3 protein-coding genes and 1 pseudogene are annotated in these 10,505 nt (G+C 43.3%); 1 reads left to right on the forward strand and 3 read right to left on the reverse strand.

Annotation, left to right across the window (positions count from 1 at the left end; translation table 11 throughout):
* Nucleotides 1-37: 37 nt before the first annotated feature.
* Both VB713_RS13555 and VB713_RS13560 read right to left on the reverse strand, forming a co-directional pair.
* Nucleotides 38-505: a hypothetical protein gene (locus VB713_RS13555; RefSeq protein WP_323312047.1), complete on the reverse strand. Its 468-nt coding sequence runs from the start codon at nt 503-505 to the stop codon at nt 38-40.
* A gap of 17 nt (nt 506-522) precedes the next feature.
* The gene (locus tag VB713_RS13560) at nt 523-5,175 is read right to left on the reverse strand and encodes a beta strand repeat-containing protein (RefSeq protein WP_323312048.1); all 4,653 of its coding nucleotides are present in this window, start codon (nt 5,173-5,175) and stop codon (nt 523-525) included.
* 333 nt (nt 5,176-5,508) lie between these two features.
* On the opposite strand from VB713_RS13560, the gene VB713_RS13565 reads away from it, so the two are divergent.
* A complete protein-coding gene (locus VB713_RS13565) occupies nt 5,509-5,892 on the forward strand; it encodes a pentapeptide repeat-containing protein (RefSeq protein ID WP_323312049.1) in 384 nt (127 codons plus the stop codon).
* Nucleotides 5,893-6,000: 108 nt separating this feature from the next.
* Here the strand turns inward: VB713_RS13565 and VB713_RS13570 are convergent.
* Nucleotides 6,001-10,440 (reverse strand): annotated as a pseudogene (locus VB713_RS13570) (DNA/RNA non-specific endonuclease); the annotation flags it as partial.
* Nucleotides 10,441-10,505: the final 65 nt, after the last annotated feature.

Below are 10,505 nucleotides of genomic sequence, written 5' to 3' on the forward strand. Positions count from 1 at the left end.
ATATCCCAGATTGTTAATTGGCGGTATATGGCCATCTTTATGACTCTGGATGTAACGGACAGGGGCGCACTGGACAATTGTTTGGGCTAATCTCAAACATATCCTTATATTGATACAGTGAGATACTGTATTGTTGAGCAAAAGCCTGTAATACCTGGTCAGTATAGGTGCGGATCTTGCCAGATGTTAATCCAAAACAGTGAATGGGTTCCAAGCGACAAATTGGTTTTTGTCCCAGCCACAGTTCTGCACCCAAAGCGTGTAATGGCTTATCTCCCGATTCCTTATATAGATACAGCACCGCAAAATATGTTGCAGGTGGCGCAACTGTAATCGCATCAATTTCTGTGGAATTATCCTCAGTTCGGCGACGATAGAACGAACGACGATTGTGACAAACTTGAGGATTCCAACATCCATCTCCTTCTGCACCATGTAGTACCTTAGCTTTCACAGTTGGTAACTTAGCACATAACTGACACTTAGGGTCTAACGGCTTTGGCATACAGTAAGGAGGTAGGGCTAAACACCAACAGCAATCACAGTAGCAGCACTATTAAAAGTAATATTACCCTTGACCTCAATAGAGCCAAATAAAGTCGAACTACTGTTGTAATTAAAATTCTTCACAGCCTGGAAAGTCCCCCGCGTATTCGCTGCCGCATTATAAGTAATATCTCCATTAGAAATCACCTGCAAATTACTATTAGCATCCGTCGTAGTTGTCGCCCCATTGAAAATAATATTACCACTGTTATTCGCCATCAACGTTGAGCCAGCAAACCTCGCACCACCATTCATATTAATCGAGCCAGAAGCAAACACAGACAAATCTTGTGCCTGTAAATTGGATAGATTGATATTACCACTGTTACTAACTAGCACCACATTATTAAAATTGTGTCCATTGCCATTAAAATTAATATCCCCCTGTTCAACAATAATCACATAATTGCTAATCGTAATCCCACTAGGAACATTCAATCCCCCACCAGTAACCTGCACTACAGTAGGATTAGTCACCGTACCTGGAGGTGGAAACTTGGCTGCCCAATCATTAGCATTATTCATCGGATTTTGGGAAACATTGAATGTCACAGTTGGGGTGTTAGCAGGAATTCGACGATTCAGTTCCAGCTGTTTAACATCCGTATAGACAGGGATATTGATAGTCTGCTGATCTACCACTTGTGGGGGAAGTAAATTAGCATATTGATTGCTCGGCCCGTTAGTAACAGTGTAGCCTGGAGCCACAGTCACCGCTCTATCAACCAAAATTAGCTTTCCGGCGCTATTAAGAATCGCATTTCCCTGAGCATCTCTTTGAACAGGTAAGACTGGATTACCATTAATTGTAAACCCTTTACCTGCATAGATTAGAGCATCATCACTCACATCTAAGGGATTACCATCAAAATCTCCACCACCGTTAATGGTGACAGTGCCTTCGGCTTTGATAGCAAAGGCAAGAGGGAGGTCATTATTGAGAATTGTACCAACTCCAGTGGCATCAGCAATAGTGGCATTGGTGGCGTTACTCAGGTTGATGTTGAAGGTTTCGTCTGATTCTATCAGGGCATCGCCGATAATTTGCACTGAAACTGTCTTAGTTATCTCACCAGGAGCGAAGGTGAGTGTCCCATTGGTTGCGGTGTAGTCACTACCTGCTGTGGCTGTACCGTTAGCTGTGGCATAGTTGACAGAAATTGTTTTCTGGCTCTGATTAGAGAGACTGACAGTAAATGTCATTGTCTGCGTGCCATTATCACCTTCAGTAACGGTTTTGTCATTAATCGTCAGTGTTGGCGGTGCATCGTTATCAACGATTGTACCTACACCTTGATCATCGGCAATAGTAGCGTTAGTAGCGTTACTCAAATTCAGGAAGAAGGTTTCATCAAATTCATCTACAGTGTCTCCAGCTACTTGCACTGAGATAGTTTTGGTAGTTTCCCCTGGTGCAAAGGTGAGTGTACCATTAGTTGCAGTATAGTCGCTGCCGGCAACTGCTGTATCGTCAAGGGTGGCATAATTTACCGCGATTGGTTTAGCACTGGCTGTTGATAGGCTAACTGTGAAGGTAACAGCGGCAGTACCGTTATCTCCTTCGGTGATGGTTCTATCATTGATGGTGAGTACGGGTAGTGCGTCATTGTCAACGATTGTACCTACACCTTGATTGTCAACTATTGTGGCGTTGGTGGCATCGCTAAGGTTGAGGAAGAAAGTTTCATCAAATTCATCAATAGTATCGCCTGTTACTTCTATGGAGATAGATTTGCTAGTTTCTCCTGGTGCAAAGGTGAGTGTTCCATTGGTTACAGTATAGTCGCTACCTGCTGTGGCTGTACTATCTGCGGTTGTATATTGAACAGTTATCGGTTTAGCACTGTCCGTGGATAAGTTAACTGTGAAGGTAGCGATTGTCGTACCGCTATCTCCTTCAGTAATGGTTTTATCACTGATAGCGATTGTTGGTGGTGCGTCGTTATCAACTATTGTGCCGATAGCTTGGGTATTGACAATTGTGGCATTTGTGGCGTTACTCAAATTCAGGAAGAAGGTTTCATCAAATTCATCAATGGTATCAGCAATGACTTCGACGGCAATTGTCTTGGTGGTTTCACCTGCGGTAAAGGTAATTATTCCATTGGTTGCAGTATAGTCACTACCTGCTGTGGCTGTGCCGTCGGCGGTTGTGTAGTTGACGCTGATATTGCGGGTACTGACTTCTGATAAGTTAGCAGTGAAGATAGCTAGTTTCTCACCATTGTCACCTTCAATGATACTGACATCGCTAACCGATATGCTGGGTGGCTTTTTCACCGTGACGGTCATTATATCGTTAGAAACTGCATGATCATTGTCGGTAATGGTGAGAGTGGCTGTGTATGTTCCATCAGTGGTGTAAATGTGGCTGGGATTAAGGATGTCTGTGGTAGTATTGCCATCTCCGAAGTCCCATGTAATTGTGTGGGTATCTAATATACCAGGGTCGGTAAATTGTCCGTTGAAGTTGACTGTTTCACTAATGTAGATGGTTTGATTTACACCTGCTTCTACAATAGGTGCAACGTTACTTACATTGGTGGTTATTGTTTGGAATGTGTTAGCACCTTCTGAATCGCTGACGGTGAGGGTGACGGTGTAGATGCCGTTGTCAGCAAAGATGTGATTGACGTTTTCTCCAATTATTGCATCTGTTCCGTCGCCAAAGTTCCAAGTGTAGGTAATGGTATCATTTCCTGGGTCAGTGGCTGTGGCGCTGAAGTTGGCAATTGCACCTTCATTTACATTGGTGTCAGAAGAGATGTTGGTGATTATGGGTGCAGCATTGTTGACTTGGACGCTGAGGGTTTCGCTGGTTGCACCGCCATTTGTATCGCTAACTGTGAGGGTGACGATATAACTGCCATCTTCAGTAAAGATGTGGTTGATATTTTGTCCAATTACTGCATCTGTGCCATCGCCAAAGTTCCAAGTGTAGGTGAGGTCGTTACCGGGGTTGGTGGCTGTGGCGCTGAAGTTGGCAACTGCACCTTCATTTACATTGGTGTCACCAGAGATACTGTTGATAATTGGGTCGGTGTTGTTAACGGTTACTGTCAAGCTGTTGCTGCTAGTACCGCCGTCGTTATCTTGTACTGTTAGGGTTGCTGTGTATATACCATCTTTGGTGTAGGTGTGAGTGGGGTTAAGGATGCCTGTGGCTGTGCTGTTGTCGCCAAAATCCCAAGTAATTGTATGGGTATCTAATATGCCGGGGTCGTTAAAGTTGCCGTTGAAGGTAATGGCTGTGCCTTCATCTGTGGTGATGTCTGCGCCTGCTTGCACAACTGGGGCAATATTGTTGACGTTAGCAGTTATTGTTTGGGATGTGTTTGCACCATTGGTATCGTTGACGGTGAGGGTGACGGTGTAGATGCCGTTATCAGCAAAGATATGATTGACATTTTGTCCAATTACTGCATCTGTGCCATCGCCAAAGTTCCAACTGTAGGTGAGGTCGTTACCGGGGTCGGTGGCTGTGGCGCTGAAGGTGCTGGTTGTTCCTTCTTGAATAGTTGATTCTACCGTAACGTTGTTGATCGTGGGGGCGATGTTGTTAACGGTGACGGTGACTGTGGCTTCGTTGGAAATGGCGTTGTTGTCTAGGATGATGTAGGTGAAGGTGTCTGTACCAACGAAGTTGTTGTTGGGTGTGTAGGTGAGTGTGCTGTCGGGGTTGATGATGATGTTGCCGTTTGCTGCTGTACCCAGTTGGACTGTGCCGTTAGTGGTGCTGTCGTTAGCTAGGACGTTGATGAGTAGGGGTTGTCCTTGGTCGGTGGTGGCGGTGTCGTTGTTGGCTATGGGGGTGATGAGGTCGTCGTTGAGGAGGATGACGTTATCAATGATGATTTTAGCATCTTTGGCACCAAAGCCCAGGAGGTCGAAGTAGAGGGTGGCGGCGGTTCCGGGGGCGATGTTGCTGATGTCGATGTTGACGGTGCGGGGTGTGTTCAGGGCTATTTTGTCGCCGGAGGTGTTTGCGCCTGCTATTTTGACGTTATTACTGAAGTAGGCGTTGCCGGTTTGTTGGAGGTTGAGGAGGGAGTCGGTTTGGGTGAGTCCGGTGGCTGTTCCGACTAGGGGGGTGAGGGTGCGGGCATCGAGGAGGGCGACTTCAAAGACATCGTTGGGGGCGAGTTGGTTGGTTCCTAGTTGGGTGTCTAGGATGGTGAATTGGAGGTATTTGGCGTGTTCGGGGATGATGAAGGTTTGGGTGAGGTTGCTGAGGAGGGGGGAGTCTTCGGTGAGGACTGCGTGGGAGTTGAGGATGGTGGTTGCACCACGGGTTGTCCAGTCGGTTTGGGTGTCGAAGTCGCCGTTGAGGATGCCGATTAGGGGGTCGGAGTTGAGGGGTGCGGTGAGGGTGGTGATGTTGCTCGGTGTGGTGTTGTTGCGGACTGTGTTGAGGATTTGGAGGTCGATGTATGAGGGGAGTTTACGGACACCAGGGGTGAGGGTGGTGTTCATTAGGTCGTAGGGGTGTGCTTTGGGGTCTAGGTGGCTACTGTCTTTTGTGAGGGTGGCGTTGATGTTGTTGGTGATGAAGTGTTTGGTACCGTTGATGGTTTGGATGTGGCGGTCAAATTCGCTGTAGCCGTTGATGATGCCTGCTAGGTGTCCCATTTCGTGTAAGATGCTGGTGAGCAGGTCGTATTTGCTTGCGGCTTCGCCTGTGGTGGCGCGGTAGGCTGTGTCTGTGAGGGTGGTGGTGTATTCGCTGTTGTCGTTGGGGGTGGGGTCGATGAACCAGCCGATTCCGTTGGCGTTGTCGTCGATGAGGATTGTGCCGCTGTTGGGGCGACCGAGGGTGTCGTAGGTGGTGATTTGGGCTTCGGCTAGTTGTCCGACGGGGAGGTCGGTGATTTGGAGGGTTAAGTTGAAGGTGGGGTCGAAGAGGGTAGACCAGGGGTTGAGTGGGTTATCTTTATATGTGTTAGTTAATGTGGGAGTTGAGTTATGGATGCTGAAGAGTTGTTGCAGCGTTATGCTGCTGGAGAGAGAGACTTTAGTGGGATTAATTTGGAAGAGGCCGACCTGAGTGGGGCTAACCTGAGTGGGGCTAACCTGAGTGGAGCTAATCTGTTGGCTGCTAATTTGAGTGGGGCTAATTTGAGTGGGGCTAATCTCAGCTATGCCAAATTGACTCTGGCTAGGTTCATTGGTACTAATTTGGAGGGTGTTAACGTGACTGATGCTGACATAGTTGGTGCCAGATTTGAAAATGCCAACCTCAAAGGGTCTTACCTCAGTGATTTCGGTCACATTAACAATGCGTTGTTCCAAAATACTATTGTGGGTGATGGTAGGATTATCGTCGGACCTGAGATTATTCATGGATGAAAAATTGTTGGTTCCTCTATCAGCCAATAGGGAGCTACTCAAATAAGGATTTTCATATCTCTTTGTCTTTAGGCTGTACTTGTTCAATATTTCACTTGGAACATTTGATAAAAGACTAAAGTTAGGAAGATTATTTTCTGTCCTTACTTTTGTTTGGATATCTTGGATATTTGTTATGTTTGCTGACCACGCTCTTTCGTTCTTGCCTTGACTACCGTCGTTTGGCAAATCAACAGCGATAACATTAGTGTTTTGATTAATATCGTATATGCTCTGGCCAGGTTCCAGAACCAAGATTACTTTCCATATTCTCTCAGGTACTGTAATTTCTCCATTAATTTTTACAGGAGTACTATTATCTGTTTTAGTACCATATCCACCAGCAATAATATAAAGATTTTTGCCATCTTCTAGGAGTCGTCGTTCGTGTTTTTCAAGTCCTCTCCAAGCACCATCTCTATTAGTTATTCTGTGTATGGGCAACATATTGGACATTAAGAAAGTTGCAAATTGGTCTTTTCTGTCTCTATCCCGATCATCAGATGCAACTAAATGACCTCGGTCATATACATTTTCCCCTGAATAACTGTTAGCCTTAGCTCTCCATACATTAGGAAGGGCATAATCTACCTCAAAAGGATATAGGTAGTTAAAATTTCCATATTCACTAGCTGGCATACCTTCAGGTTTTTCTATTCCATCTTTTATTAGGTCAGGTCTATCAAAACCCTCTTCTGACTTATACCAATCAGAATTTAATTGCCAACTAACCCAATTAGGAGTTTTAGTTTCACTGTTGTAAGACAACGCATATTGAGGACGCTCAATAAGAAAATCTTTTGAGTTAGGATTCGTCTGACTATACCTAGCTTCAGTTGGATTTCCTAAATATAAATGTTGACTCTGGAAGAAAACATCGTCTATCAAGACCTCAGTGTTTCCTTCAAGTTGGAATTGGAGTAATGCTGGTTTACCTCGTAACTGTTCAAGAACTTCACCATCAAAGGTAAATGTCTCAAAACCTTGAGTCGCATATCCCAATAAATTACTTCTACTTTTATCGCTATCTTGAACAAGTTGATAATTGCCTGGACTGTCAGTAAACTGGTAAGAATAATCACCAGCACTTAATTCAACACCTTCTAGTCGCTCAGTATTAACAATAGTATCGTATGAACCACTACGATATCCCCAAAGAGTAGTCAAGGGTTGCCATTGATTATCATCAATTCCCTTCATCGAAACTTTGAGTTTTCCTCCTTGAGGTGTTTGAGGTACATTTAAGTTGAAACGTAATACTCCCGATTCTGGTACAACAAACCAATCATGGATAGCTGTTGTGGTATTTGCGTTTAGCTGTAGAGCATAGTTGGGAATAGTACCAGAAATAGTTGAGACATCCTCTAAAACGCTTTGTTTGAGTTGGTTATTCGTTTTGGAACCACTGTACCAACCAGGAATACTTTGAATGGGATTTTTATAAGAAATCGTATCAAAATTCCCATTAAACAATGTGGGAACAGCAAAGTCACCTCTCATGCGGTTTTGAGCAGTATTATCTTCTTCCACAGAAGCCCTGTTATTTTTGAGATAATCCTCAAAATCACCAAGTTGTGTCTTATTTTTCTTTCCATTGGTAGTGGAAGTTTGATAAGGACGCACATCATAACCACCACCAAGAACAGAATTAAACCAACCAGTACCAATACCTTCCCAAGGAGCATTTGATGCACCAAGCTGTCCAAACGTAGCATCAGTATGATTTGGTGTATACCATGTTAAATTCTTATTCTCGATAGGATTTAGACCTTTGACATCATAATCGCCGAGCCGACGATAAATATCCGTACTTTCACTCAAATTAGCCGTTCCAGTGTACCAATTCAAAGCAGTTGTATGAGGACCACCTGTAGCCAACTCCTCATCAAACCCAGCACGACTATCTAGAGGCACATTATAATCAGCCGTCCATTTACCGCTCTCTAAGAGATACTTCCCTTTTAATGTATTGCCAGTACCTATTGTTTGGAAGTAATTATCAGCATAGGTAACATTCTTCCAAACTCGAATGTCTGGGTCAAGGATATTTCTGTAATTTCCTTCTGGAGAACTTGAATCATAATCATGAGGGTCAATAGTCGTCATTTGCAAATCGCGATTTTCCCCTGGAGAACCATCCGCTTTTGCAAACCCACCCGCTGCGGGGAAATAGGTTCCCAACCGCTGAATAATCTCACTATTAACAACAGCCCCTTGACCAAAACCAACAAAATGTAGAGGTGAATTAAACAGACTTCCTTGAGTGCGAATAAGATTACCATCTTGATCATAACCACCCACCGTGCCATTATTTTCTTGGTCAAACTGCACCAAAGCAGCAAACAAAGCATCAGCAGCAGCTTCAGAAAAACCGCCATTAGTAAATGCTGACTGTGGAGTTCCTTTCATCCAATTGGCTAACAATACTAATGGTTTACCATATTGAGGAGATTTAGTATTATCAGGAATCCAGTTTCTAGTATTTGCCTGATATGAAACAGTTTGCCACTTACCGGTAGTGTGATTGTAATTCATCACCACACCACCAGCACTTTCAATTTGTCCAGCTATTAAATTAAGTTGTTTATCTGCTTCGAGACTAATTTCATTTCCTGGTTCTACACCACGACTTAACACAGTAACGCTATGGAAAGTTGTAGATTGATCAGTTATTGGTGCTGGCAGCGAAGTTTTGAAATCTCCTATATCTGCGTATCGTCGTTCAGCGTAGACGTTAACAGCAAAATGGTACTGTTGATTTGCTGTTAAGATGCGGTCATTAGGAAGTTGAAAATGACGATAATCTGTTTGATTAGTACTAAACAATTCCCCAGTTTCAAGATTTACTAACTGCCACGCACCATTTTCCCAGACTGCGGTAAGGATTCGATTAGGATTGTAATCATTTCTAGAAGGTATATTTTCTCCTTGTGGTTTCCAAATTGGCAATAATCCCCCCTTCCAATCGTCAAAAACACTAATAAATAGTTCTACTTCGCTAATATCATCCGGGTTGATATTCGGGTCTATCTGCCAACTAAATTCAGGAGTAAGGGTGTTAATTAATGGGTTAGAATTCTCATCTTCAATTACATCATTAGTATTAGGAACATTTAACTTAACCCAATCTCGTTTCGATACAATATCTACACCCCTTGGGTTACTGCCTGTGCCAATAGGCGCATTATGGCTTGGTGTACCATCAATTTCGGGTGTACCGTACTTAATATACTCTTGATTATTGCGTTTATATGCTTCAACAACTTCAAACCTGGCAGCAATATCAATATTGGTATTGATGTCATCAATGGGAACAACAAGTAAGTCGTTAAATGTTGCAGGTCGAATTCTGAATGGATTTTCTTCTGTATACCTAATTGATGGATGTTCTAAATCCCCATAATTTGGACCGCTATTACTGGTACTATCAATTGTGAATTCTTCTACCTGATTACCAGCCCTTAAACTATCAATGGTACGTCGAATTTCATTGACATCGAAGACAAAAACTCCATCCACTCCAGGATAAGTAGCACTGAGAAATTTGTCATCACTAGAAAGTTCTAAATCCACCCCAAGTCCCATTGGAATCGGACGAGTAGCTGCAATCAGTTTAGCTTGATCTGGATCTAAAGGATTTTCAATAATCCCAACACTAGTACCAAAAGGTGCTGTGGGAATTAATTCAAAACCACGGTTTTTCTGATAGCTATTATATCCCAGAACAAAAGCATATTTGCCATCTTTGGTAATAGTTGCGGCTCTACTATCATTCAATTCAAAATCTTCAAGTCCAAACAATTGGGAAGAGAGATGCAAGGGAACATATTGAGTATCGGCACTAAAATTCAGTGGGTCATCATTGGTAATATTAAGTATTCCAAACCCTTTGGTTTCATCTCGGCGATGGGTAAAGATGATTTGCTGTGAATTACTAGTTGCTTCAATTCCTTCTAGGTTTATGCCTTCTGTATTGATTATTTTAATCTGCTGATGCCATTTACGGGTGTTTGGAGCATTTTCTTCTTTGGGTCTGTCTTTAGGGTCAATGTTGACAACTATAATTTTGCCTTTATTCAAGGAAGAAGAACCTGGTGCTGTTGCATAAAGTCTGCGACCATCGCTGCTAATAGTGAGTTTCTGCAATCCGTTGGCAGCATCAACTGGAATATTTTGGATGATGCGGTTGTATGTGGGGGAATAAGGATTGATATCTAAAACATAAATATTACCACTCAACCCATTGGCAATGTAAGCATAACGGTCGGTTGGCTCGATGACAATTGAATAAGGAGTCACACCATCTGGTAATTTAATTGGGTTAATACCAAGTTCTGTGGTATCAGTATCAACCTGACGCAAGGCTATTAAATCAATAAGTGCCACCTCTCCCCGGTCTAAGATGACATAAGCTTTTCCGGCATCACTAGTCGCTGCTGACTCTCGTGGTCCACGCAAATCATTGATCCCTACTGTACCTACTGGAATACGTGCAGATACTAAGTCCATGCTGCCTGTACTACTGGAGTTTAGACTAAAAACAGAGATATAAGTTACAACTACTGAGAAAAGAT

The sequence above is a fragment of the Anabaena cylindrica UHCC 0172 genome, assembly GCF_034931625.1.
Classification (GTDB): Bacteria; Cyanobacteriota; Cyanobacteriia; order Cyanobacteriales; family Nostocaceae; genus Anabaena; species Anabaena cylindrica_A.

Excerpts from the sequence above, each read along its gene's own strand:
- VB713_RS13560 (WP_323312048.1), bottom strand. The coding sequence starts at position 5,175 with ATGGGACACCTAGCAGGCATCATCAACGGCTACAGCGAATTTGACCGC.
- VB713_RS13565 (WP_323312049.1), top strand. The coding sequence starts at position 5,509 with ATGGATGCTGAAGAGTTGTTGCAGCGTTATGCTGCTGGAGAGAGAGAC.
- VB713_RS13555 (WP_323312047.1), bottom strand. The coding sequence starts at position 505 with ATGCCAAAGCCGTTAGACCCTAAGTGTCAGTTATGTGCTAAGTTACCA.